The organism is Clostridioides sp. ES-S-0001-03 (assembly GCF_020676075.1).
Lineage (GTDB): Bacteria > Bacillota > Clostridia > Peptostreptococcales > Peptostreptococcaceae > Clostridioides.
In genome coordinates, this window is the sequence record NZ_JACVWJ010000003.1 from 359,328 (window position 1) to 384,350 (window position 25,023).

Annotated in this window: 22 protein-coding genes and 1 riboswitch; of the genes, 19 read left to right on the plus strand and 3 right to left on the minus strand. The window is 27.6% G+C overall.

From position 1 onward, the window contains the following. Positions 1 to 438: 438 nt before the first annotated feature. Positions 439 to 538, plus strand: a riboswitch (TPP riboswitch). A gap of 130 nt (positions 539 to 668) precedes the next feature. The 19 genes from IC174_RS08135 to IC174_RS08225 all read left to right on the plus strand — a co-directional run bounded on the left by IC174_RS08135 (position 669) and on the right by IC174_RS08225 (position 21,739). Further along, the gene (locus IC174_RS08135) at positions 669 to 959 is read left to right on the plus strand and encodes an MTH1187 family thiamine-binding protein (RefSeq protein WP_227435128.1); all 291 of its coding nucleotides are present in this window, start codon (positions 669 to 671) and stop codon (positions 957 to 959) included. Further along, complete coding sequence (locus IC174_RS08140; RefSeq protein ID WP_227482631.1) at positions 934 to 1,704, plus strand: ABC transporter permease; 771 nt, start codon at positions 934 to 936, stop codon at positions 1,702 to 1,704. The genes IC174_RS08135 and IC174_RS08140 overlap by 26 nt, the downstream gene beginning before the upstream one ends. 21 nt (positions 1,705 to 1,725) lie before the next feature. Beyond that, complete coding sequence (locus IC174_RS08145; protein WP_227482632.1) at positions 1,726 to 2,745, plus strand: ABC transporter substrate-binding protein; 1,020 nt, start codon at positions 1,726 to 1,728, stop codon at positions 2,743 to 2,745. Continuing rightward, positions 2,714 to 3,448, plus strand: a complete 735-nt coding sequence (locus tag IC174_RS08150; protein ID WP_227482633.1) for an ABC transporter ATP-binding protein — start codon at positions 2,714 to 2,716, stop codon at positions 3,446 to 3,448. The genes IC174_RS08145 and IC174_RS08150 overlap by 32 nt, the downstream gene beginning before the upstream one ends. A gap of 162 nt (positions 3,449 to 3,610) precedes the next feature. Continuing rightward, complete coding sequence (mutS, locus tag IC174_RS08155; protein ID WP_227482634.1) at positions 3,611 to 6,454, plus strand: DNA mismatch repair protein MutS; 2,844 nt, start codon at positions 3,611 to 3,613, stop codon at positions 6,452 to 6,454. Between the two features lie 10 nt (positions 6,455 to 6,464). Beyond that, on the plus strand, positions 6,465 to 8,450 hold the full coding sequence (mutL, locus tag IC174_RS08160) for a DNA mismatch repair endonuclease MutL (protein ID WP_227482635.1): 1,986 nt from the start codon (positions 6,465 to 6,467) through the stop codon (positions 8,448 to 8,450). Positions 8,451 to 8,488: 38 nt separating this feature from the next. After that, on the plus strand, positions 8,489 to 9,424 hold the full coding sequence (gene miaA / locus IC174_RS08165; RefSeq protein ID WP_227482636.1) for a tRNA (adenosine(37)-N6)-dimethylallyltransferase MiaA: 936 nt from the start codon (positions 8,489 to 8,491) through the stop codon (positions 9,422 to 9,424). A 115-nt stretch (positions 9,425 to 9,539) separates the two neighbouring features. Then, complete coding sequence (gene hfq, locus IC174_RS08170; protein WP_003428780.1) at positions 9,540 to 9,800, plus strand: RNA chaperone Hfq; 261 nt, start codon at positions 9,540 to 9,542, stop codon at positions 9,798 to 9,800. A 123-nt stretch (positions 9,801 to 9,923) separates the two neighbouring features. After that, positions 9,924 to 11,204, plus strand: coding sequence for a methionine gamma-lyase family protein (locus tag IC174_RS08175; RefSeq protein ID WP_227435134.1), 1,281 nt, complete (start codon positions 9,924 to 9,926; stop codon positions 11,202 to 11,204). A 69-nt stretch (positions 11,205 to 11,273) separates the two neighbouring features. Continuing rightward, positions 11,274 to 12,620: a M20 family metallopeptidase gene (locus IC174_RS08180; RefSeq protein ID WP_227435135.1), complete on the plus strand. Its 1,347-nt coding sequence runs from the start codon at positions 11,274 to 11,276 to the stop codon at positions 12,618 to 12,620. 138 nt (positions 12,621 to 12,758) lie between these two features. Next, positions 12,759 to 13,841: an SIR2 family protein gene (locus tag IC174_RS08185; protein WP_227482637.1), complete on the plus strand. Its 1,083-nt coding sequence runs from the start codon at positions 12,759 to 12,761 to the stop codon at positions 13,839 to 13,841. An 83-nt stretch (positions 13,842 to 13,924) separates the two neighbouring features. Continuing rightward, on the plus strand, positions 13,925 to 14,557 hold the full coding sequence (locus IC174_RS08190; RefSeq protein ID WP_227482638.1) for a cyclase family protein: 633 nt from the start codon (positions 13,925 to 13,927) through the stop codon (positions 14,555 to 14,557). Between the two features lie 59 nt (positions 14,558 to 14,616). Further along, on the plus strand, positions 14,617 to 15,156 hold the full coding sequence (locus IC174_RS08195) for a prolyl-tRNA synthetase associated domain-containing protein (protein WP_227435138.1): 540 nt from the start codon (positions 14,617 to 14,619) through the stop codon (positions 15,154 to 15,156). Positions 15,157 to 15,207: 51 nt separating this feature from the next. After that, positions 15,208 to 15,894 (plus strand): DUF554 domain-containing protein, encoded by a 687-nt coding sequence (locus IC174_RS08200; protein WP_227435139.1) that lies wholly within the window; start codon positions 15,208 to 15,210, stop codon positions 15,892 to 15,894. A 182-nt stretch (positions 15,895 to 16,076) separates the two neighbouring features. Continuing rightward, on the plus strand, positions 16,077 to 16,952 hold the full coding sequence (locus tag IC174_RS08205; protein WP_227435140.1) for a kinase: 876 nt from the start codon (positions 16,077 to 16,079) through the stop codon (positions 16,950 to 16,952). 357 nt (positions 16,953 to 17,309) lie between these two features. Beyond that, positions 17,310 to 18,608 carry an acyl-CoA thioesterase/bile acid-CoA:amino acid N-acyltransferase family protein gene (locus IC174_RS08210; RefSeq protein ID WP_227482639.1) on the plus strand — a complete coding sequence of 433 codons (1,299 nt, stop codon included), beginning with the start codon at positions 17,310 to 17,312 and terminating at the stop codon, positions 18,606 to 18,608. A 151-nt stretch (positions 18,609 to 18,759) separates the two neighbouring features. After that, the gene (locus IC174_RS08215; RefSeq protein WP_227482640.1) at positions 18,760 to 20,151 is read left to right on the plus strand and encodes a hypothetical protein; all 1,392 of its coding nucleotides are present in this window, start codon (positions 18,760 to 18,762) and stop codon (positions 20,149 to 20,151) included. 176 nt (positions 20,152 to 20,327) lie between these two features. Beyond that, positions 20,328 to 20,915 carry a TetR/AcrR family transcriptional regulator gene (locus tag IC174_RS08220; protein WP_227482641.1) on the plus strand — a complete coding sequence of 196 codons (588 nt, stop codon included), beginning with the start codon at positions 20,328 to 20,330 and terminating at the stop codon, positions 20,913 to 20,915. A gap of 32 nt (positions 20,916 to 20,947) precedes the next feature. After that, a complete protein-coding gene (locus IC174_RS08225; RefSeq protein WP_227482642.1) occupies positions 20,948 to 21,739 on the plus strand; it encodes a class I SAM-dependent methyltransferase in 792 nt (263 codons plus the stop codon). 114 nt (positions 21,740 to 21,853) lie between these two features. On the opposite strand, the gene IC174_RS08230 is transcribed toward IC174_RS08225, so the two are convergent. The 3 genes from IC174_RS08230 to IC174_RS08240 are packed head-to-tail and all read right to left on the minus strand — an operon-like array spanning position 21,854 to position 24,942. Continuing rightward, complete coding sequence (locus IC174_RS08230; RefSeq protein ID WP_227482643.1) at positions 21,854 to 23,176, minus strand: ABC transporter permease; 1,323 nt, start codon at positions 23,174 to 23,176, stop codon at positions 21,854 to 21,856. A 44-nt stretch (positions 23,177 to 23,220) separates the two neighbouring features. Then, entirely contained in the window at positions 23,221 to 24,264 is a 1,044-nt protein-coding gene (locus IC174_RS08235; protein ID WP_227482644.1) for an FtsX-like permease family protein, read from the minus strand. 12 nt (positions 24,265 to 24,276) lie between these two features. Further along, positions 24,277 to 24,942 (minus strand): ABC transporter ATP-binding protein, encoded by a 666-nt coding sequence (locus IC174_RS08240; protein ID WP_227482645.1) that lies wholly within the window; start codon positions 24,940 to 24,942, stop codon positions 24,277 to 24,279. Positions 24,943 to 25,023: the final 81 nt, after the last annotated feature.

Genomic DNA, 25,023 nt, shown 5'->3' on the forward strand with positions numbered 1-25,023 from the left:
TTTGTTTTTCAATATATAAACTAAAAAAATTAAATATAAAAGTTATTTTGTCCTTTAAAAATAAAACATACAAGTAAATTATGTAATAAAGCTTGTTGTGTAAAAGGAACTGTAAAGTTATATTATTAATTTATTTGAATTATATTGATGAAGTAGCACAAAATTAATCAACAGGAAGTGTTCAATATATTAAAAAGAGTATAGATAATAAATATATGTGTATAAAAATCTATTATATCAAAAATAATAGCATTAACAGAATAAAGCTATAGTAAATCAAAGATGGTTATTGAAATTTTACAAAATTAGTGAGAATAAAGACAATAAATCATAAACTACTATAATAGTTTTGTAAATTTTAATACAAATAAAATATATGATATAAATAAAAAATTTGTTAAAATATGATAAGTGTAGTATAATCAAGTAGAAAAGATATAATATATTTCGGGGAGCTAATATGCTGAGAGGAGATTTTATCTCGACCCTTTGAACCTGTTTGGATAATGCCAGTGTAGGGAGACCAGTAAAGATAAAAATAAGTCTTATCCTATTTTGGATAAGACTTTTATTTTATTTAAATATACTATGTTTTTATCTATAAAATATTTTAATAAAAAACAAAATATACCTAGTAGGTATTAATTATTTTAAAAGGAGTGATTTAAATGGTAATTGCAGACATAGCAGTAATGCCACTAAGACCTTACAAAGGTGAAGAAGAAATGTATAAAGTAGTAGATGCTTGTATAGCAGAAATTGAAAACAGTGGTCTTAAATGTGAAATAGGAGCAATGAGTACTACTGTTGAAGGTGATTTTGATGAAGTTTTTGAACTACTAAAAAAAGTACATAAAATCCCTTTTAATCTTGGATGTGAAAGAGTTATAACAGTAGCTAGAGTAGATGAAAAAGCTGGGGGTTTAACTATAGATGATAAACTTAGAAATCATAGATAAAGTCAAAAATAGTATATATCCAATAGCAACATTTTTGTTTATACTTATTTTTTGGCAATCTGTGGTAGAAGTTTTAAGAGTTCCTCAATATATACTGCCTACACCAATAGATATAATTAATGTATTTTTTAAAGATTATCAAAATTTATCCATGCATGCCATGGTTACTATAGGAGAAGCAATATTTGGCTTTATAGTTGCGATAATAATATCTTTAATAATTGGAATATTAATGGATTTTGTATTGATAATAAAAAAATGTCTTTATCCTATTATGTTAGTGACTCAAATGATACCTACAATAATAATAGCTCCACTTTTTATGATTTGGTTTGGCTTTGGAACAATGCCAAAAATATTGATGGTAACACTTACGTGTTTTTTCCCTATATTAATAAGTTTTGTAGATGGTATTGAGAATATTGATAAAGATTATTTAAATTTGTTTAAGACTATGAATTCAAATAAGATTAATACTTTTATTCATCTTAAATTTCCTATGTCAATGGATAAATTTTTTTCTGGACTTAAAATATCTGCTACTTATGCTGTAATGGCAGCAACTGTTGCAGAGTGGTTAGGTGGAACTAAAGGTCTTGGTGTTTATATGCTAAGGTCAAAAAGTGCATATGCACTTGATAAAGTATTTGCATCTACTATATTAGTAGTTATATTTAGCTTAATATTTGTAGGAATTGTACAAGCTATAAAAAAAGTTGTTATAAAACATAGATTAGAAGATTAAATGTACTTGAGGGAGGATATTATGAATTTCAAAAAATTAGGAATATTAGGTTTAGTAAGTGCTCTTACATTAGCAACAATAACTGGATGTTCTTCTGGAAATAATAGTGATAAAGACAAAAAAAATAGTAAAGATACTTCTTCTAAAAAAGTGACTGTTGTACTTGATTGGACACCAAATACTAATCATACTGGATTATTTGTGGCGCTTGATAAAGGTTATTATAAAGAAGAAGGCTTGGATGTTGAAATAGTACAACCACCTGAAAGTGGAGCTGAGACTTTAGTAGCAACAGGAAAGGCTGACTTTGGTATAAGTTATCAAGAGCAAGTTACTTACGCAAAAACTAGTGAAGACCCACTTCCAATAAAAGCTGTAGCTACTGTTATACAACACAATACTTCTGGATTTGCATCTCCAAAAGAAAAAAACATAACTACAGCAAAAGATTTTGAAGGAAAAACTTATGGAGGTTGGGGTTCTCCATCAGAAGAAGCTGTTTTTAAAGCAGTTATGAATAAAAATGGAGCTGACTTTAATAAATTAAAGATAGTTAATACTGGTCAAGATGATTTCTTTGCAGCTATGAAAACTGTAGATTTTGCATGGATATTTGAAGGTTGGGATGTAGTTAAAGCTAATTTAATTGATTATGATTTAAACTTTATACCAGTAAAAGACCTAGATGAAAGATTAGATTATTATACACCACTTATAATTTCTAATGAGACTGTACTTAAAGACAATCCAGAACTTGCTAAGAAATTCTTAAAAGCTACAACAAAAGGTTATGAGTATGCAATAAAAAATCCTGAAGATGCTGCAAAAATTTTAGTAAAGCATGCTCCTGAGGTAGATGAAAAACTAGCAATAAAGAGTCAAGAATATTTAGCAAGTAAATATAAAGATGATGCACCAAGATGGGGAGAAATGAAAGATAGTGTATGGAATAACTATACATCATTCTTAAAAGAATATAAATTAATAGATAAGGATATGAAGGCAAGTGATGCTTACACAAATGAATTCTTACCACAATAAAAAGGCAAAAATATCTATAGAAAATGTATCAAAGACATATAAAGATGTAGATGTTTTAAAAGATATAAGTATTGATGTTTATGAAGGCGAATTTGTTTCTATATTGGGACCAAGCGGATGTGGAAAAAGTACTATCTTTAATATTATAACTCAATTGACAGACTATAATAGTGGTATGGTAAACATAAACGGTAATTATAGCTACATGTATCAAAAAGATTTACTTTTACCATATAAAACTATAATAGATAATGTGTCTCTTCCATTGGTACTAAAAAAAGAAAAAAAGAGCAAAGCTAGGTCTATGGTAAAACACTACTTTGAGGTTTTTGGTTTGGAAGGGTATGAGTATAAATATCCAGCAGAACTTTCCGGAGGTATGAGACAAAGAGCTAATTTTTTGAGAACTTTTATAAATTCTAATGACATAATGCTTTTAGATGAACCTTTTGGTGCACTCGATTCATTAACTAAAACATCTATGCAAAAATGGCTTTTAGAAGTTAAGAAAAAAGTAAATTCAACGATACTTCTTATAACTCATGATATTGATGAAGCTATAATGTTATCAAATAGAATTTATGTTATCTCAAAAAAACCATCAATAGTAAAAAAAGAATTTATCATAGATAATAGAAATATAAATGAAGATAATCTTGAGAATGTTATTAAACTGAAAAAAGAGATAATATCTTTATTATAAAATTCTATACGTTTTTACTTAGTGATTATTAAACTTAACAATCCAAAGTGCAATCAGCATTTTGGATTGTTTTTTAGTTATACGTCAAAATTTTATATATTATGTTAATAATAATCAAGTACTATGATATAATATTTAATTAGAAAAGAAGGAGGTTTAATAATGCAAATAGATATGAATAAATTAACTCCTATGATGAAACAGTATCTTGAAGTAAAAAATAGATATAAAGATTGTATACTGTTTTTTAGATTGGGAGATTTTTATGAAATGTTTTTTGAAGATGCATTAGTAGCTTCAAAAGCTCTTGAAATAGCATTAACAGGGAAAGCCTGTGGTTTAGAAGAACGTGCTCCTATGTGTGGAGTACCATTTCACTCAGCCAATTCATATATATCAAAGTTAGTAGAAAATGGATATAAAGTAGCAATAGGTGAGCAAATGGAAGACCCATCTACTGCAAAAGGAATTGTTAGGAGAGAGGTAATAAGAGTTATTACTCCTGGAACAGTTCTAGATGGAAATTTACTTGAAAATAAAAAGAATAATTATTTATTATCTTTATATAAAGATGACGCCAATATAGGTTTAACTTATGTAGATATAAGTACAGGAGAAGCTAATGCAACTTGTCTGAATGAAGATAAAGTAATAGAAGAAATTGCAAAAATTCATCCTACAGAAATAATTATAAATGATTTGAATTTTATAGAAAAACTTAGAGATATAGCTACTGTAAGCAACATATACATAAATGAAAGTTTTAGCGAAAACTATTTAGATATAAATATATTAAAAGAGTATTTTCCAGAGGTTTATCTACAAAAATTAAAGTTTGATGATAAGGGTCTTATAAAATCGAGTTTATCAATTCTTCTAAACTATATATATAACACTCAAAAGCAGATAACATCCAATATTAATAATATAAATATATACAATTCATCAGAGTATATGGTCTTAGATATGTTTACTAGAACTAATTTAGAACTTACTCAGACTATAAGAGGAAATAAAAAGAAAGGTTCACTATTACATGTTTTAGACAAAACATCTACTGCGATGGGAGGAAGACTTCTAAGAAAATATGTAGAAGAGCCTCTGATAAATAAACCTAAAATTGAAAATAGATTAAATGTAATAGAAGAAATAAAAGATGATTTTATACTAAGAGAAGATTTAAATGATATACTTAAAAATATATATGATATAGAAAGAATATGTGGGAAAATAGCATTTGAAAGAGTAACACCAAAAGAATTAGTTCACTTAAAAAATTCAGTAGAAAAATTACCAAATCTAAAAGACACAATAGACTTATCAAATGCAAATAGATTAAAAGAGTATGTATCAGAAATGGACAAGTTGGATGATATATACAGTTTAATAGATGAAGCCATTTTGGAAGAACCTACAATAACTATAAAAGATGGGAATATAATTAAGTCTGATTTTAGTGATGAACTTAAAGAATTGAGGGATATTTCTAAAAATGGTGCTTTTCTTATAAAAGAAATAGAAAATAGAGAAAGAGAAAAGACGGGAGTTAAATCATTAAAAATAGGATTTAATAAAGTATTTGGATATTATATAGAAATAACAAAGGCTAACTTTAAACAAGCAAAACTAGATGAGACATATATAAGAAAGCAGACACTTAGTAATGCAGAAAGATATATAACTCCAGAGTTAAAAGAAATAGAAGAAAAGATACTACATGCTGAAGAGAAAATTAAATCTCTAGAATATGAGATATTTGTAAGTATAAGAGATACTATATATAAAAATATAGACAGAATACAAAAAGTAGCTAAGATTATAGCTAATATAGACGTTTTTGTATCTTTGGCAACAGTTGCTCACATAAACAACTATATAAAACCACAGATAAACGAAAATAATAAACTCGATATAAGAAATGGTAGACATCCAGTTGTTGAAAATATAGTAGGTGAAGAAAATTTTGTTCCAAATGATACATATTTAAATCGTGGAGAAAACATCATTAACATAATAACTGGACCTAATATGTCTGGTAAGTCAACATATATGAGACAAACTGCTATAATAGCACTTATGGCACATATAGGTTCTTTTGTTCCAGCAGAATATGCTAATGTACCGATATTAGATAGAATATTTACAAGAGTAGGGGCTAGTGATGATTTATCTCAAGGACAATCTACTTTTATGGTAGAGATGAATGAGGTATCTCTTATATTAAAAAATGCTACTGAAAGAAGCTTAGTTATTTTAGATGAAATAGGACGTGGAACTAGTACTTATGATGGTATAAGTTTAGCATGGTCAATAGTAGAATATATTCAAAAGAATATTAGATGTAAGACACTATTTGCAACACATTATCATGAACTTACTGATTTAGAAGAAGAATTTAAAGAGGTTAAAAATTATTCAATAGCAGTTAAAGAAGATGGAGAGGGAATAATATTTTTAAGAAAAATAATTCCTCAAGGTGCAGATAAGAGTTATGGAATCTATGTTGCTAAATTAGCTAAATTGCCAGATGAAGTCATAGATAGAGCAAAATATATACTTAAGGATTTAGAAAAAAATCATGTTTATAACAGTGTAGCAATAAATGGAGATAAAGAAAAAACTATTGTGATTAATAATGATTTAGATGAAGAACTACTTAAGGTAAATCAGAGCAATTTTAAAAATAAATACGAATCTCTAAAAATAGAGCATGAGCTTATAGTAAAAGATTATAAACACATGAAAAAGGATTATGATAAACTAAATTCTAAGTTTAAAACGTTAAACGATGAAGTTATTTCAATGAAGAAAAAGGATAGTAAAGAAGAAATTGATAAAGAAGATTCTGTAAAGGAATTAGCACTAACTCAAATATCTTTTGATAGTGTAAAGAGAGATATATTGTCAGAAGAAATTTTAAACTTAGATATTTTAAATATGACTCCATTAGATGCTATAAATTCTCTTTACAATCTTCAAAAAAAAGCAAAAGAAATAAAATCTTAGAGGTGTAAAAATGAAAAATATAATTAACATCCTAGATGATTTGACTATAAATAAAATAGCAGCAGGAGAAGTAGTAGAAAGACCGTCTTCTGCATTAAAAGAATTAATTGAGAATTCTATTGATGCAGGCGCAAATAAGATTTCTATAGATATCATTGATGGAGGAAAAACCTTAATTAAAATCACAGATAATGGAATAGGAATACCTTCAAGCGAAGTTGAGAAATCATTTTTAAGACATGCTACTAGTAAAATTAAAAAAATTGATGATTTATATGATTTGTACTCTCTTGGATTTAGAGGAGAAGCATTAGCATCTATTTCAGCTATATCAAAATTAGAAATGATTACTAAAACCAAAGATGAAATGGTTGGAACTAAAATATTTGTAGAAGGTGGAAAAATAGTTTCAAAGGAGCCAATTGGTTCCACTAATGGTACAACAATCATTATAAAAGAGATTTTCTTTAATACACCAGCAAGACAGAAATTTTTGAAATCTACCCATGCTGAAACCATAAACATAAGTGATTTGATAAATAAGCTTGCAATAGGCAATCCTAATATCCAATTTAAATATACAAATAATAATAAACAAATGTTAAATACACCAGGTGATGGAAAGCTCATAAATACTATTAGGAGTATATATGGAAAAGAAATAACGGAAAACCTAATAAATATAGAATTTAAATGCAATCACTTTAAAATTGATGGATATATAGGAAATAATAACATCTATCGTTCCAATAAAAACTTGCAACATATCTATATAAATAAAAGATTTGTAAAAAGTAAAATAATTATAGATGCAATAACTGAAAGTTATAAGTCTATAATTCCAATAGGTAAGCATGCTGTTTGTTTTTTAAATATAGAAGTAGACCCAGCAGGTATTGATGTAAATATACATCCTAATAAGCTTGAAGTTAAATTTGAAAAAGAACAAGAAGTGTATATAGAGCTAAGAGATTTTTTAAAAGTTAAATTAATACATTCTAACCTTATTGGAAAGTATGCTACATATAATGATAAAAAAACGCAGCCTCGAATTGCTATCAATAGTAGAGAAAAAAGTACAGATTATGAATTTAAAAATAAGAACTTCATTGAAGCTAATTCAAAAAATAATAATACAACTAAAGATAAAGATGAATTCATTGAAGTTGTAAGTTTATCAAGTGAAAAACCAATAGACGAATTTCCTTCTGTAAGCGAAGTTTTAAATGCAAATATAGAAAATGAATTAAAAAATACGGGCTCTTTAGAAGAAGAGGTTGTAAATGACAATATACAAGAAGAATTTCAAGTTGATAGGCCTAAACAAATTGATAGTTCTAAAAATGAAGATAGTAATTATTTAGAAAGAAGTATTAAAGACAGCCAAGAGGAATATTTAACTAATTCAAAACAAAGATTTTCTTTATATGGATATTCTGTAATTGGAGTCGTATTTAATACTTATATAATTCTAAGTAAAGATGATTCTATGTATTTGTTAGACCAACATGCTGCACATGAAAGAGTTTTGTATGAGAGATATATGGATAAGTTCTATAGACAAGATATCAATATGCAAATACTTTTAGACCCAGTAATTCTTGAAGTATCAAATGTAGATATGCTTCAAATTGAAAATAATTTAGAGTTATTTATGAAATTTGGTTTCGAATTAGAAGTTTTTGGCAACAATCATGTAATGATAAGATGTGTTCCAACTATATTTGGAATTCCAGAAACTGAAAAGTTTATACTTCAAATAATTGATAATATAGATGAGATTACAAGTAATTATGATTTAAAAGGTGAGAGATTTGCATCTATGGCATGTAGGTCTGCTATAAAAGCAAATGATAAAATATATGATATTGAGATAAAAAGCTTATTGGAACAATTAGAAAATTGTGAGAATCCATTTACGTGTCCTCATGGTAGACCTATAATGGTTGAAATTTCTAAGACCGAAATAGAAAAAATGTTTAAAAGAATTATGTAAAATATTTTGGATATTTAAAATATATGGAAAGGAATGTTATGAAAAAAATACCACTTATAATACTTACAGGTCCAACTGCTGTTGGAAAGACTGATTTGTCAATAAAGTTAGCAAAAGATATGGATGCAGAGATAATTTCAGCAGATTCTATGCAAATATATAAATATATGGATATTGGAAGTGCAAAAGTTACATCTGAGGAAATGCAAGGAGTAAAGCATTATCTTATAGATGAGGTTAAACCTGACTATCCATTTTCAGTTTCAGAATTTCAACAAAGGGCAAAAAAATATATATCTGAAATAAATCAAAAGGGAAAGTGTATTTTAGTGACTGGAGGAACAGGTCTTTATCTCAATTCTTTAATATACAATATGGATTTTGCAAAATCTGATGCTAATAATGAATTAAGAAAAGAGCTTCAAAAACAACTTCTTGAGAATGGAATAGATTACATGCATGATAGATTAAAATCACTTGATGAAGAAGCTGCTGATAGAATTCATAAAAACAATACAAAGAGAGTTATAAGAGCACTTGAAGTTTGTTTAAGTGGTAATAAAATGAATGATTTTTCAAGTGACTTAAAATTTAATGACGATTATCAACCTATAATAATAGTTTTGAATAGAGATAGAGAGCATTTGTATGAAAGAATAAATATGAGAGTCGATATCATGATAGAGAGTGGTTTAGTTGAAGAAGTTAAAAAACTCCTAAATATGGGATTTAAAAAAGATATGATATCAATGCAAGGTATAGGATACAAAGAGATGTTGAAGTATCTAGATGGAGAATATACATATGAAGAGGCCATTGAAATAATAAAAAGGGATTCTAGAAGGTATGCAAAACGTCAGATAACTTGGTTTAAAAGATATGAAACAGCAAAATGGTTTGATTTGGATAAATATGAAGATATAGATTTATTAAAAAATGAAATAATTATATATATTAAAAATTCTATAAAATAATATATATAAATTTTTAAGTATACAACTTCATATTGAAAATTTATCATAACTTATATAGAATATAAGATAGGAATATTTTAGATGTTCAATTTAATCTTGGGAGGGTACAAATCTAATGAAAAATACAGTTTTAAATTTACAAGATTTGTTTTTAAATAATGCTAGGAAAGAAAGGATACCTGTTACTATATATTTAGTCAATGGAGTTCAAGTCAAAGGGCTTGTAAAAGGATTTGACAGTTATATAATATTGATAGAAGGGGACAATAGACAACAAAACATGATTTATAAACATGCTGTTTCGACTATACAACCTGGTAAATATATTAATTTAACTAATCAAAATCAAAATAATAACAACAATAACAATAGATAACTAATTTAATTTAAGATAATTAAAAGGAGACTTATGCTAACTTATAAACTACAATTTATTTGTTTTAGTAAAATAGTCTCCTTTGATATGTTTAAATAAAATAACAAAGAGACAGGTGATAAAATGCTTAATGAGACAAAAGAATTATTGAAAGGTTACTATGGGATAGATGATGATACTTTTAAATTATCACAAGAAATAATGGAAGATATAAAATATAAGTTTGAGGAAATAAAAGAAATAAGAGAATACAATCAATATAAAGTTTTAAAAGCTATGCAAGAATCTAAATTAAGTGACATGCATTTTAATTGGACTACAGGATATGGATATAATGATATTGGACGTGAAAAAATAGAGGAAATTTATTCAAAAGTTTTTAATACAGAAGATGCTCTTGTAAGACCAATAATTGTAAATGGAACACACGCACTCACTTTATGTATACAAGGAATAGTCAGACCAGGAGATGAAATTCTATCTGTTACTGGAAGACCATACGATACTTTAGAGGGTGTTATAGGTATAAGAGAAGAAAAAGGCTCTTTAAAAGAATATGGTGTTACATATGATGATGTAGATTTTTTAGAAGATGGAAATTTAGATTTAGAAGGAATTAAAAGAAAAATAAATGATAAAACTAAACTTGTTATGATACAAAGGTCAAAAGGGTATTCTTGGAGAAAATCACTTTCAATTAGTGATATAAAAGAAGCCATTGATGTAATAAAATCTGTTAAACCAGAAGTTATAGTAATGGTTGATAACTGTTATGGTGAGTTTCTAGATACTAAAGAGCCAACTGATGTTGGAGCAGATGTTATGGCTGGTTCTCTAATAAAAAATCCTGGAGGTGGACTTGCATTAACAGGTGGGTATATAGCTGGTAGAAAAGATTTAATTGAGCTTATATCATATAGAATGACTTCTCCTGGAATAGGTAAAGAATGTGGTCTTACTTTTGGAACTACTAGAAATGTTCTTCAAGGATTTTTCCTAGCACCCTATGTAGTATCTCAAGCTGTGATGGGAGCTATATTTTGTTCAAGAGCTTTTGAAAAATTAGGATATGATGTATTGCCAAAACATGATGATTTAAGAAGTGATATTATTCAGTGTATTAGACTTAATAATGCTGATGAAGTCATAAGTTTTTGCCAAGGAATACAAGAAGCTGCTCCAGTTGATTCTTATGTTAAACCTGTACCTTGGGATATGCCTGGATATGAAAGTGAAGTTATAATGGCAGCAGGAGCATTTATACAAGGTTCTTCTATAGAACTAAGTGCAGATGCTCCAATAAGACCTCCTTATAATGTTTACTTCCAAGGAGGGCTTACATTTGACCACTCTAAAATGGGTACTTTAAAAGCAATTGAATTTATAAAAAAACTAAAAAAGTAAGCATATTTTTCTTTTAAAAGGTCAAAATATTTACTAGTATATTATGATGAGAATTGAAGGGTGATAATTATGAAAGAACAAATTAAAGAAAAAGTAAGTTCTCTACAAGATGAAATGATTTCTTCAATACAAGAAAGTGTAAAAATACCTAGTGTTATATCTGAGCCAACTAAAAATTTCCCATTTGGAGAAAATATAGATAAGGCTTTAAGAGGTATTTTAGACTTATGTAAATCTTTAGGGTTTAAAACAGTATATAAAGATGGATATTATGGCTATGCAGAAATAGGACAAGGTGAAAAAATGATAGGTATACTTGGTCATGTTGATGTAGTTCCAGAAGGTGACTTAGAAAGCTGGAATTATCCACCATTTGAAGGTGTTTTAGAAGATGGTAAGTTATATGGAAGAGGAACACAAGATGATAAAGGACCTACAATATCAGCAATTTATGCAGTAAAAGCTCTTATGGATTTAAATATAGATTTAAATAAGAGAATAAGATTCATTTTTGGAGCTGATGAAGAAAATCTTTGGAGATGTATAAATAAATACAAAGAAAATAATGAAGAAGTACCAGACTATGGATTTACTCCTGATTCTAGATTTCCAATAACAAATGCAGAAAAAGGTCTTTTACAAGTTCATTTAACATGTGAGAGTAAAAGTGATATAGAATTATCAGTTGGGAAGGCTTTAAATGCAGTTCCAGGAAAAGCAGTTTATATTGGAAAATATTCTGATAAGTTAAAAAAAGAATTAGATAAATTAGGTTTTGAATACACTGTTGAAGGCAATAAAATATGTATAATAGGAAAAAGTGTTCATTCAGCAGCTAGTGATACTGGTATAAATGCAGTAGCTAGACTTTGTATAGCTCTTAATAATATAGGAATAGATTCTAATATAATTAAGTTTTTAGCAGAAGTTATTGGTGAAGATGCTAATGGAAACAATATAGTTCCTAATTGCAAGGATGATGTATCAGGAAAATTAACAGTAAATATAGGTAAAGTAACTATTGATAGTAAAAAAGAATTTGCTGGAATTGATGTAAGAATTCCTGTAACATATAAAAAAGATGATTTTGTAAAAGAACTAAAGAAAATAACAGATAAATATAATTTAGATTATAAAGAATATGATTTCTTAGATTCAATTTATGTTCCAGAAGATACACTTCTTGTTAAAACATTGAGAAAAGTATATGAAGAGGAAACTGGTCTTGATGGAACACCTCTTTCATCTGGAGGAGCAACTTATGCAAGAGCTTTAGACAATTGTGTTGCCTTTGGAGCTATTTTCCCAGGGAAACCAGAAACTGAGCATCAAGCTAATGAACATTTGATAGTAGAGGATATTGTAAAAGCTGCTCAAATATATGCTCTTTCTATTTATGAATTATTAAAGATTTAAATATAAATATAAAGCTGTCTTGTAATAGGATTTTTTCTAGTAAAAGACAGCTTTATTGTTGTATTATTAAATAAGTTAATAAGATAAATATTTAATAGATATAAAAAATAATAGTAATGTTTATATAGGAGGAATTATATGAAAATAGCTATATTTTTGGGAGCAGGAGCTTCAGCTGCAGAAAATTTACCCATTCAAAATGAATTATTTAGTGAATACTTTAAGAAATTAAAACCTAAAAATTATGATACTGATATGAATAGAGAATTGTATGCCTTTTTTAAACAAATGTTTAATATTGACATAAGAAAAGATAATCTAGATAATGCAAATTTTCCAACATTTGAAGAAGTTTTAGGGCTTTTAGATTTAGCAGAACAAAGAAGAGAAGCCTTTAGAAATTTTGGACTTGAAAATTTAAATAATAGAAGTGATAGTATACGTTTTTTAAGACAGTATTTAATACTATTGATGGCTGAAGCAATTCATAATACACCTAGAACAGATAATAAATATCACAAACTTTTAGTTGAAAATCTTTTACAAAATGATTTACTCCTTGATACAACTTTTATTAGTGCAAATTATGATATACATATAGACAATACAGTTACTGGCTTAAGAGATAAAAATGATTTGCCTATTATGCTTGATTATGGTGTAGAATTTACTAATTTTAAGGAAGAATTAAACTGGAGAAAACCAAAAGAACCATTAATTAAACTCTATAAGATACATGGTTCATTGAACTGGCTTTACTGTCCTATTTGCAACAGTTTAACTCTTACACCACATGAAGGTGGTGTTATGAAACTAATTGAAAATAGTTCAGAAACAAAATGTTTGGAGTGTGGAGAACTGACAGAACCAATCATAGTTCCACCAACATATTTTAAGAATATGTCAAATATATTTTTAAGTAATGTTTGGAATGAGACAGAAAAAACTTTGAGAGAGGCTGACCTTCTGGTATTTTGTGGGTATTCATTTCCAGAGGCTGATATGCATATAAAATATATGTTAAAAAGAGTACAAACAAATGGTGGAAAAACACCTCTTAAAACAATGGTGTTTAATAATCATTCACAAAAACAAAGGATTACTTTAAAAAAAGAAGAAAGAAGATATAAGCGTTTTTTAGGAGAAGATGTTATATTTACTGATAATTCTTTTCAAGATTTTTCTATGAATCCATTAAATTTTATAAAAAGTATATACTAATTTGGCAATAATAGGATAAAATCCAATAGAAATAAAGTGAATTTAGGTATATAATAGAAAATAAAACATAGGGGGTATAAAAAATGAAGGTTTTTGATTTAACTCATGTGACACATAATGATATGCCTGTATATGCAGAGACTAATAGACCAGATATAAAAAAAGTAGCTATTATTGAAGAAAATGGATATCAAGAAACATTAATCAGTGTATTTTCTCACAATGGAACTCATATGGATTCACCAAAACATATGTATACTAAAGGTGAATCCTTAGATACATTGGATATAGAAAATTTTGTCGGTAAGGCTTATGTATTAGAACTTGAGCAAGGAAGCAAAAACATAGAATTAGAATATCTAAAAAAATATGAAGATGAAATAAAAAGTAGTGAGTTTATAATATTTAAATCAGGTTGGTCAAAGTTTTGGGATAAAAAGCAATATTATGTAGGTTATCCTACATTAACAGAAGAGGCTGCAAACTATATAGCTGATAGTAATCTAAAGGGAATAGGAATTGATATGTTATCTGTAGATAGATACGACACATCAGCTTTTAAGGTACATCACATTTTATTTGAAAAAGGTAAAATAATAATAGAGAATCTTACAAATTTAGAAGCTGTGCCAGAAAGATTTCTATTTATAGCAGCTCCATTTAAGTATAATGACGCTGATGGTGCTCCAGTAAGAGCAATAGCCATAGTAGAATAATATTTACTATAAAACAGGAGAAGTGTAATATACAAAGTATTAAAGGAGAATATAGCATGATGAGTGATGTAAAAGATAAAATAACAGAATTATCAGATGCAACTGAAGTAAATTTAAATGAAACTAAAATATACAATATTTTAGATAAGTTAAATATTAAATATGAGGTAGTAGAACATGAAGCTGTATATACAGCAGAGCAGTTAGTAATTTTAAATGATATAACAAAAGGATGTCAGTGTAAAAATTTATTTTTAAGAAATGCTAAAGGAAACAAATACTATCTAATTGTAGTTAGAGGGGATAAACATGTTGATTTAAATTCAGTTAAAGAAAAAATAGGAAGTTCTAGGTTATCATTTGCTTCGCCTGAAAGATTATACAATGTACTTAAACTTCTTCCTGGAAGTGTAAATCCTTTTTCATTAGTGAATGATACAGAAAGAAAAGTAGAGCTTTACATAGATGAGGATGTAATTAAAGAAGAGTATTTAAATTTTCATCCAAATATAAATACTAAAACTGTAAATATATCAAAAAAAGGATTTGAAAAATTTTTGGAATATTTGGAATATCCACTACAAATCATTGACATTTAAGTTTTTAATGAACTTAAGCAAAATTTAATTAACTAATCGAGGGGAGAAAAAATGTTTGGAGTAATAGCAAATAGTCTAGCAATCGCAGGTGGGTGTATAGTAGGTCTTATAATCAAAGGTGGCTTACCTCAAAGAGTAAGTGATACTATAATGAATGGAATTGCCCTATGTGTATTATATATAGGGATATCAGGAGCACTAGAGGGAAAGAATACACTAGTGACAATAATATCTATAGCTTTAGGAGCTTTAATAGGAGAGTTAATAGATATTGATAAATGGGTAAATAAATTAGGTGCATTTTTGCAGAGTAGGTTTTCTAAAGGCAATAAAAAGGATTCTATTGCTGAAGGTTTTATATCATCTAGTTTGTTATTTTGTATAGGGGCTATGGCAGTAGTTGGTTCGTTAGAAAGTGGACTTACAGGAAGCCATGATACTTTATTTGTAAAATCAGTAATAGATGGGATAGCTTCTGTTATATTTACAGCTTCTTTAGGTATAGGTGTAATGTTTTCTGCTGTATCTGTATTTTTATATGAAGGTATTATATGTTTAGGGGCATCATTTTTAAATGGATTTTTAAGTGACCCTGTAGTTACAGAAATGACAGCTGCAGGAAGTTTATTAATTATAGGACTTGGTTTAAATGTACTTAAGCTAACAAATATAAAAGTAGCAAATCTATTACCAGCCATATTTATACCAATATTATTTGGTGTATTTGGAGTAATTTAGAGATTAAAAACTTAAAGTTTGTCTAATTTTTTTAAAAACTTTAGACAAATTTTTTATTTAGAAGGAAAATGGCTTTCATCATCAAATTAATAATTATAGTAGAAATAAGTTTAATATTATGATTATAAAGTTTATATTAAATTTATTTTATTGATGAAACTAATGGGGGAGGTTAAAACTCAATGATTACATTTGATGTAAATGGAGCTATTATCAGGTTTGATGATACAAAAAATAATTATAATAAGATAAGAAAAATTTTTAAATTGTATGCTTTAGAAATTTCTAAAAACTTTGAGAGAGATTGTTTAAATAATTTTCAAAATCTAAAACAAATATCAGATAGAGGTCTAAATCTAGGAGAAAAATATATAGAGGAATCTTTTAAGAAAGGAATCGAGACTATAGTGAGTTTTGGAATTATAACTATAGATATTGATACCTTTAAAAGTGTTTATTGTGAAAAATATTTAGATTTTAAAAGGCTTTTTAATAACTTAAATAAAACTTTTATCATACCAAATAAGAATAAAAAAAATAATCATGCAAATTTTTTAGAAATAGAATCTACAGTAAAAAAAATGAGCAATTATTTGTATAATGATTGTTTCAAAATTCATTATGCTGTAATAGATGCGCTTATAGAAAATAGAGTCAATGAAGTCCATTCTTATATTGATGAAGAATCTATAAAAAAATCTAATGCCTTGTTTAATAATTACAAAGATGGTTTTATTGGAAAAGCAGATGAGTGTAAGGTTGTAAAACAAATAATAACATTAAATCCATATAGAGAAGATGTATACGAGTTTTTGGTAAAGGAAGATGGAGATTTTAGTAAGGAGATTGAAAGATTAACTGAATTTTTAGGATATAATATAAAAGAATATAAGGCTTCTTTAATGGACCTTTATATAAATGAACTAGTAGAGAGCGATGAAAGTGATGCTGAAAATGCAAGAGAGAAGATTGAAAAGTATGCTAAATATATTGGTTGTAGTGATGAAAATCTATATATAGCAAGGGTTAATGCCATATACACTTTTGCCAATGCATAAATTTTGTGAAATTTGTAAATAAAGAAATACATGTTTGTACTAAAATTTTAAATAAAAAATACTTATTAAGCTTACTAAAAAATAATTTATATTTTCTAGATAAAACCATTTCTTTAAAGGAGTGGTTTTATTTTTTCTATCACTCAATATAAGCAAAATTTTAAATTACGAATAGCTCATATTATTAAAATAATTTTAAGTAAATAGAAAAGACAATATATTGACTAAAATGATTCGAGTTGATATAATGAAATAGTCAACATGATGTCTTATATTTGGATTATTCATAGCTTGCTGAAGAAAGCTATTTCAAATATATAAATCATGAGCAATAATTATTACATGGAGGAATCAATTATGAAAGTAAATATATACAATGCAGAATCACTTGTAGATGATAAAATTAAAGTTATAGTTTCAGGCTTAATTCCAAATAGTAAATTAAGAGTATCTATGAAAATGGAATTTCCATGGTGTAAAGGAGAGGAATTCTCATCTTATGGGGTATTTTATTCAAATGAAAAAGGAGAAGTGGATTTAGATTCAATTGAACCTGTAGAAGGGACTTATAAAACTACTGACTGCATGGGGTTAATTTATTCTCTGAAAAAATCAAAAACTGAAGGTGAAAATTTTGCAGAAAATATATCTATTGATAAACCAATAATCATGAATATGATATTTGAATCTGATATTGAAAGAAAAGAAGTTAAGTTGAAGAGATTGTTCAAAACAGAAGATATTATCACAAAAGATATATCTGATGAATTTATAGGAAAATTATTTTATAAACAAAACTCTAGTAATAAAACAATTTTAGTTTTAGGGGGTTCTGATGGAAATTTAGATGCTTTAGAACTCCTGGCAGCTCCACTTGCATCTAGAGGGTTCAATGTACTAGCAGTTGCTTATTTTGCTCTAGAAGGATTGCCAAGTAAGTTAGAAGAAGTACCATTAGAATACTTTGAAAAAATATTTAAATGGATTAGTGAAGATGAAATCACTAATACTAAAGAAATATTTGTACATGGGACATCAAAAGGTGGTGAGTTAGCACTTTTACTTGCTTCAAGATATAAACAAATTAAAAAAGTAGTAGTATCACAGCCTCATGCGTATTGTTTTCAAGCACTTGATGGACAAATGAATGGAAAAGATACTTCATCATGGTCATATAAAGGTAAGCCACTTCCATATATCAAGGTAGACAATAATATATTTTTTGAAGACCAGAAAAAAGATATAGAAAAAGGAATTCCATTTGGATTTGCCAGTACTTATAAGAAAAGTATTGAAAGGGCAGAAAATAAAGAAGAGGCTAGGATAAAAGTAGAAAATTCTGAAGCTGACATTCTTATGATTGCTGGAAAAGAAGATAATATTTGGAATAGTTATGATGGTTGTGTAGAAATCATAGAAAAACTTAAAAGAAATAACTACCAATATAATGTGGAACTATTAACATATGATAAGATGGGACATCCTTTACCAATTCCATATATTGTACCTCTAAGTGAAACTTTATCTATGAATATGGCTGGAGGAATATTTTCTTCAGGAGGAACTGTAAAAGGTAATGCAAAAGGACAGTTTGAATCATGGAAAAGAACTATTGAATTTTATAAAGAACCTTTATCAATCGATATAAAAAAATAAAAATGGATATATCTTTCTATATATGCACAAAATCTATCAATTTTACAATTTTAATTTATTGTTTATGTAATTTATATGTTATATACTAGTTTTAACAAGATTGATAATTTATAAACAATTAATAAGAGTTATTGAAAGGTGGAGTGAAATTATGGAAAGACTCACTAGAAGTGAACAGCCTCACATAAAATTTGGAATGTTTAAGATACGAATTCCATTTATACATTACAGATTTGAGAAACCGGAAGCTATTCAAGGTATAATATCAAGTATGACAAGCTTAGGAACTATTGGACTTAGCACGCAAATATTAGGATTACCCTATGAAGTAGCATGGAGTATGGCTATCATTAACTCAATATTGTATTGCCTGCATGTTTTTATGGGAGACCCAGTAGTTCCTGGCTGGATTACAGCTTCTATAACTCTTACAACTGCATATTTGTTAAAGTTCAATATTGGTATTGAAAGAATACAAGCATTAACAGCTTTACAAATAGATTTAGGAATTATATTTATTTTAATGGGTATAACAGGTATAGCTGGAAAACTAGTAAATAGAATCCCAAATTCCATCAAAGGTGGAATACTTATGGGAGTTGGTATATCAACTGTAATAGCAGAATTTAGCCCTAAAGGCAGATTTGAATCTTATCCAATATCTATAACAGTTGGGATTTTAGTTGCTTGCTTTGTAATGTTTTCTGAAAAATTCGATGCTCTAAAAGTAAAGAATAAGTTTTTATTTCGATTAGGTCAATATGGAGTGGTTCCAGCTATTTTAGTGAGTTTAATTATAGGAATATTTAGTAAAGAAATAGGAATTCCTAGCTTTAATTTTGAAAATATTATTTATATAATGGATTTTCAAAAATTAATAGATACAGTATCTCCTTTTGGAATAGGTTTTCCAAGTCTAATATTATTTATACAAGGATTGCCAATGGCTTTCATGATATACATAATTGCATTTGGTGATTTTATAACAGGTGAAAATTTAGTTCTTTCTGAAAGTAAAAACAGAACAGATGAGTATATTGATTTTAATTCTAATAGGTCTAATATTATAAGTGGGATAAGAAATATTGTTATGGCAGTTATTTCTCCATATATAGCTATGTGTGGTCCATTAGCTGCAACTCTTACTGGAAGTGTTGCTCAAAGATATAAGGTTGGAAAGGAAGCAATGCAGTCTATTTTTAGTGGTATGGGTACATTAGTATGGGTTTCAGCTATTTTTATCTGCTTTTATCCAATTGCCCAAATAGCTACGCCTCTTATACCATTAGCATTATCAGTGACACTTTTAGTTCAAGGTTACTTATGTACTAAACTATCAATGGAACTATGTGATACTGGCGTAGAGCGAGGATTAATTGGGCTGATGGGTGGCGTGATTGCTGCTAAAGGTGGAACCTGGGGACTTGTTGTAGGTTTTATACTATATTTTGTCTTAATTGATTCTAAAAAAAGAAAAGAAAGTAATATTAATTCATCAGAAGATTATGTATATGAAATATCATGTAAAAAGAAAAGTATTTAAAGTAAAATATGAGTTGCAATCGTCTATTAATAGATTAATTGCAACTCATATTTTATTTGTCAGCTTCAGGAATGATAAAAAATGCAAAACTATTTCTTGACATAATTTTTTTAACGTGCAACAATTGTTATATAACGTATGTATTTTATAAAAATTTAATGGAGAAGTGAATTTATATGCCACCTAAAGCAAAAATAACGAAAGGAATGATTTTGAATATTGTCCTGGATATTACAAGAGAAACAGGATTTGAAACTGTAAATGCAAGGAGTATCGCAAGTAAATTACAATGTTCCACTCGACCAATTTTTACTTGCTATGAAAATATGGATGAATTAAAAGGTGAATTTCTTGCTTTTGCATATGAATACTATAATCAGTATGTTATTAATTATCATAATTCTGAAAATGTCAGTCAATATTTATTACTTCCACTTTCATACATTGAATTTGCTCAAGAAGAAACACATTTATTTAAGTTGTTGTTTATAAACGATTTAGATTTGATGATGGAAGAGCCAAATGATTTCTACAAAGAAATTGATAATGAAAAAAAGGCAAGGCTTTTTTCTGAAAGTATTGGAATAGAGTTAGAATGTGCAAAAGTCATATTTTTAGATTTATTTCTTTATACTCATGGCATAGCTGTCTTAACAGCAACGAAAAAATTGACATTAGATAGAAATAGTGCCGAAAAAATGTTGAAAAATATATTATCAGCTTTTATAAAACAAGAAAAAAAGGATTGGAATTTATCTATTTGATGTTTACTAACTAATACAGAAGGGGGTGCAATATGAAAACAAACCAATACTTAATTGATTTTTACAATAATTACGACGAAGATAGTCGGTTGGCATTAAAGCATGGAACAGTTGAATTCCTAACCACTATGCATTACATTGAAAAGTACATAAAACCTAGCGACCATGTGCTTGAAATTGGTGCTGCAACTGGTCGATATTCTCACACGCTGGCACGTCAGGGATATGACGTCGATGCAGTCGAATTGGTCGAACATAACATAGAAGTTTTCCGTAAAAATATTCAATCAAATGAAAATATAACTATTACTCAAGGTAATGCTATGGATTTGTCTGCTTTCTCAGATAATGAATATGACATTACATTGTTATTAGGTCCGTTGTATCATCTTTATAGCAAAGAGGATAAACAACAAGCTCTACATGAGGCTATTCGTGTAACAAAACATGGTGGTGTGATTTTTGCTGCATATGTTATATCTGATGGCTGCCTTATTGATGAAGGGTTCAACCGAGGAAATATCAATGTAGCTGAATATATTGAAAATGGCTTGATTGACCCACAGACATTTGCTACCAAGTCAGGTCCTAAGGATTTGTTTGAACTTGTCCGTAAAGAAAACATTGACGATTTGATGTCTGTTTTTCCTGTAACAAGACTGCATTACGTCGCATCGGATGGTTTAGCCCTATGTATGCGTGAAGCAGTCGATGCTATGGATGATGAAGAATTTGAGTTATATTTGAAATATCACTTTGCTACTTGTGAACGCGAAGATTTAATAGGAGTTACGAGTCATGCGATTGATATATTCAGAAAATAAATAATAGAAGTTAAAAAACAAACAGAGGGTCGTAAAATCAAAGTTTTCAGACCCTCCAAATCTTGAAAATCTATGTTGAGTGTAGTATAAAAGTAGCTATTTTTATATATATTTTTATTGAGAGCGTAAACGTTTTGTAATTGATTGTTTTTCTAGATTTCTTATAAGGAATTCAATTATTAATATTTGCATGCCTATTAATATAAATGAAAAAATTAAAATAGAAAGTATAGAGAAATTGAAATTAATGAAGTCTAATCTAACAACATCTTTTATAAAAAAGCAGAGTAATTTTGAACCACAATAACCCAATGTAATTGATACAAATACAGCTTTAATACTCAAATTTAAACCTTCTCGATAGAGCATTTTGCGCAACTGTTTTTTTGTCATTCCAACCGCCTGAAGTAAGGCAAACTCTTTTTTTCTAGTTAATACACTATTTACAAGGATATTTGTCATATTAAGGATACCAAAACAGGAAATTAAACCAACAAATACATATGCAGCTATAATCATATACTTAAAAGCTCTAGTTAGCATTTTATAATCGCTATCATATGAATAAAGGATTAAATTTGAATTATTTTGAATAATATTTAATAGTTTTTCTTCAACTTCTTTTGAATACTTTTTATCGGATAAAATTGAAAAATGTAAATTTGTATTATATGGTGTTATTTTATCTAAAGCCTTGTCTGAAGTAAAGAACATGCATCCTGTATTTGAATTATCAATTATTCCAACTATTTTCATTTGTTTTTTGATGATGTCATTTCCACTAAATATATTAAATGTAATTGTATTTCCAATTTTCAAATCAACTCCATAAGATTTTGTCCTATATTTATTTACAATCAAGCTGTTTGAATCCAATTGCTTATAGTCAACTTTACCATTTACAATATACTTTTGGAATGATTTTGCAAGCTCTGGTGTGACACTTTCAATCAAAGTTGTTACGTTACTTCCATCTTTATCCTTAATAGAAGGGTATATAACTTCACATTTTATTCCTTTAGATTCAATTACTTTTTGTACTCCATAAATTGATTTGATTTCATTTCTAAGAGTGTTTGTAAATGGATTATTTTGCTGAATTTGTGTAATTCGTTCATACAAATTGTCAATTTTATTTCCAATAATATAATTTTCATTATAAACGAATGTCTGAGACATCTGTTTATTAAAATCTATAGAATTAGAAAGACTAGCAATTGAAATAAATAATATTCCACTAATACTCAATGAAATCAATGCTATTAAATTTTTCTTTCTATTTACCTCAATATTTTTTAGTGCTAAATTTTTAATATTTATATAATTAAGTGTTTTAATTTTATTTCTAAATTTAATTTCTGTGTATTGCATAGCTTCAATAGCGGAAGTTTTTGAAATAATTCTAGCTGGCTTATTTAAAGAAATTCTTACAGTCAAAAATATTACTATTGATAATACTAGAATAATAAATAAGTCAGTAGTCATGCTAAAGGCTGAATTATATATGTAATTATGCAGGAAGATATAATGCCTATTGGAATAAAAATAATAGATAAAATATTTCCTTGTAGGTAAATAATCTTCTTCAACTGAAAAGAAGTCATACCAAGTGCTTTCAACTTTGCATACATTTGAACTGAATTAACAACTGAAATATAAAAAATACTATAAATAACAAACAAACTAGAAAAAAGAATAATCACTCCTACTATTAAAACTGTAATAACTTGTTCACCATCAATTAAATTTGATTCAATATAATTATCATTTAAATATATATTATGTTTTTTAATATTTAAAGAGGAACCAATTTCACTTAATTGAGTCTTAATTAAAGTAGGGGATTTTTCTGTATTTTCTTTTGATAATCTAACTAATACATCTACAGTGTTTGGAGTTGCTTCATTAAAATTATTACTTTTGATTTGTAAAGGTGTAGAAGCCATATCCTTGAGATAATCATTGGAAACAACTGTATAGTATTGCTTAGCATTATCTTGATAGTAATTTTCTACAAATCCAACAATAATAAAATCGCTTTGTATTTCTTTATTAGTAATATTGTCGCGATATTTTAATGTAATGCTATCTCCAAGGTCTTTATTCAAACCAAGTTCAGATAGATATTTTTCTGAAATAGCAATTTCATATTTATTTGTTGGCATACCGCCCTTTAATAGTTGAAAATTCAGAAGCTCAATTGCAGTGTTATCTACATATATCATTGACATTCTATAATCTGATTTTATCTCACTACCAAGTGACTTATAAACTCCTACACTACTAAAGTTTTTATTTTGCTGTAATAATGTTTTTGATTTTTCATTTACAGATTGATATCTCGCATGATAGGGAGATGAATTAACCAAATCCATAGAGCCATTATATGAAACTAAAGCAGTTGTTAATAATAAACATGTGGAAATCATTATAATAATACCTGAAAGAAAAAATTTAAGTTTATTAATTTTTAAATCATTCAATGCTATTTTTCTAATGAAAGCACCATTATTATTTTTAAACATATATTTCACCTCCTAGTTATAAATTTTTCCATCTTCAATACGAACGATTCTATCTGCTAATTGTGCAATTTCATTATTATGGGTAATCATTACAATTGTTTGGTTAAATTTCTCACTTGTCATCTTAAGTAAGCCTAATACATCTGCACTAGTTTTGCTGTCAAGATTACCTGTTGGTTCATCAGCAAGTACAATAGCAGGCTTCGTCACAAGTGCTCTTGCAATAGCAACACGTTGCTGTTGTCCTCCAGAAAGATTACCTGGTACATCATATAATTTTTCATCTAGTGCAAGTAAACTTATAATTTCATTTATAAAGTCTTTATCTAGTGTTTCACCATCCAATCCAATTGGTAAAATGATATTTTCATATACATTAAGTAAAGGAACAAGATTATAATTTTGAAATATAAAACCTATATTTCTACGTCGAAAAATTGTAAGTTGTTCATCATTCATAGTTGATAAATCCTTTCCTCTTATAATGACATTTCCAGATGTAGGATTATCTAAACCTCCCATAATATTTAATAATGTAGATTTACCACTACCAGATGTACCTACAATAGAAATAAATTCACCTTTTTCAACAGATATGCTCACACCATCAAGAGCTTTTGTAATGTTTGAATTTCTCCCATAATATTTTTTTAAGTCTGTTACTTGTAAAATACTCACTATAAAGACCTCCTTTATATATTGTAAATACAGTATATAATCAAAATGTTGCAGAATTATCACAAATAAAATATTTAAAAA

What these genes read in the sequence shown, in the direction of transcription:
- IC174_RS08135 (WP_227435128.1), top strand. Translation starts at nt 669, where the DNA reads ATGGTAATTGCAGACATAGCAGTAATGCCACTAAGACCTTACAAAGGT.
- IC174_RS08140 (WP_227482631.1), top strand. Translation starts at nt 934, where the DNA reads ATGATAAACTTAGAAATCATAGATAAAGTCAAAAATAGTATATATCCA.
- IC174_RS08145 (WP_227482632.1), top strand. Translation starts at nt 1,726, where the DNA reads ATGAATTTCAAAAAATTAGGAATATTAGGTTTAGTAAGTGCTCTTACA.
- IC174_RS08150 (WP_227482633.1), top strand. Translation starts at nt 2,714, where the DNA reads ATGCTTACACAAATGAATTCTTACCACAATAAAAAGGCAAAAATATCT.
- mutS (WP_227482634.1), top strand. Translation starts at nt 3,611, where the DNA reads ATGCAAATAGATATGAATAAATTAACTCCTATGATGAAACAGTATCTT.
- mutL (WP_227482635.1), top strand. Translation starts at nt 6,465, where the DNA reads ATGAAAAATATAATTAACATCCTAGATGATTTGACTATAAATAAAATA.
- miaA (WP_227482636.1), top strand. Translation starts at nt 8,489, where the DNA reads ATGAAAAAAATACCACTTATAATACTTACAGGTCCAACTGCTGTTGGA.
- hfq (WP_003428780.1), top strand. Translation starts at nt 9,540, where the DNA reads ATGAAAAATACAGTTTTAAATTTACAAGATTTGTTTTTAAATAATGCT.
- IC174_RS08175 (WP_227435134.1), top strand. Translation starts at nt 9,924, where the DNA reads ATGCTTAATGAGACAAAAGAATTATTGAAAGGTTACTATGGGATAGAT.
- IC174_RS08180 (WP_227435135.1), top strand. Translation starts at nt 11,274, where the DNA reads ATGAAAGAACAAATTAAAGAAAAAGTAAGTTCTCTACAAGATGAAATG.
- IC174_RS08185 (WP_227482637.1), top strand. Translation starts at nt 12,759, where the DNA reads ATGAAAATAGCTATATTTTTGGGAGCAGGAGCTTCAGCTGCAGAAAAT.
- IC174_RS08190 (WP_227482638.1), top strand. Translation starts at nt 13,925, where the DNA reads ATGAAGGTTTTTGATTTAACTCATGTGACACATAATGATATGCCTGTA.
- IC174_RS08195 (WP_227435138.1), top strand. Translation starts at nt 14,617, where the DNA reads ATGAGTGATGTAAAAGATAAAATAACAGAATTATCAGATGCAACTGAA.
- IC174_RS08200 (WP_227435139.1), top strand. Translation starts at nt 15,208, where the DNA reads ATGTTTGGAGTAATAGCAAATAGTCTAGCAATCGCAGGTGGGTGTATA.
- IC174_RS08205 (WP_227435140.1), top strand. Translation starts at nt 16,077, where the DNA reads ATGATTACATTTGATGTAAATGGAGCTATTATCAGGTTTGATGATACA.
- IC174_RS08210 (WP_227482639.1), top strand. Translation starts at nt 17,310, where the DNA reads ATGAAAGTAAATATATACAATGCAGAATCACTTGTAGATGATAAAATT.
- IC174_RS08215 (WP_227482640.1), top strand. Translation starts at nt 18,760, where the DNA reads ATGGAAAGACTCACTAGAAGTGAACAGCCTCACATAAAATTTGGAATG.
- IC174_RS08220 (WP_227482641.1), top strand. Translation starts at nt 20,328, where the DNA reads ATGCCACCTAAAGCAAAAATAACGAAAGGAATGATTTTGAATATTGTC.
- IC174_RS08225 (WP_227482642.1), top strand. Translation starts at nt 20,948, where the DNA reads ATGAAAACAAACCAATACTTAATTGATTTTTACAATAATTACGACGAA.
- IC174_RS08235 (WP_227482644.1), bottom strand. Translation starts at nt 24,264, where the DNA reads ATGTTTAAAAATAATAATGGTGCTTTCATTAGAAAAATAGCATTGAAT.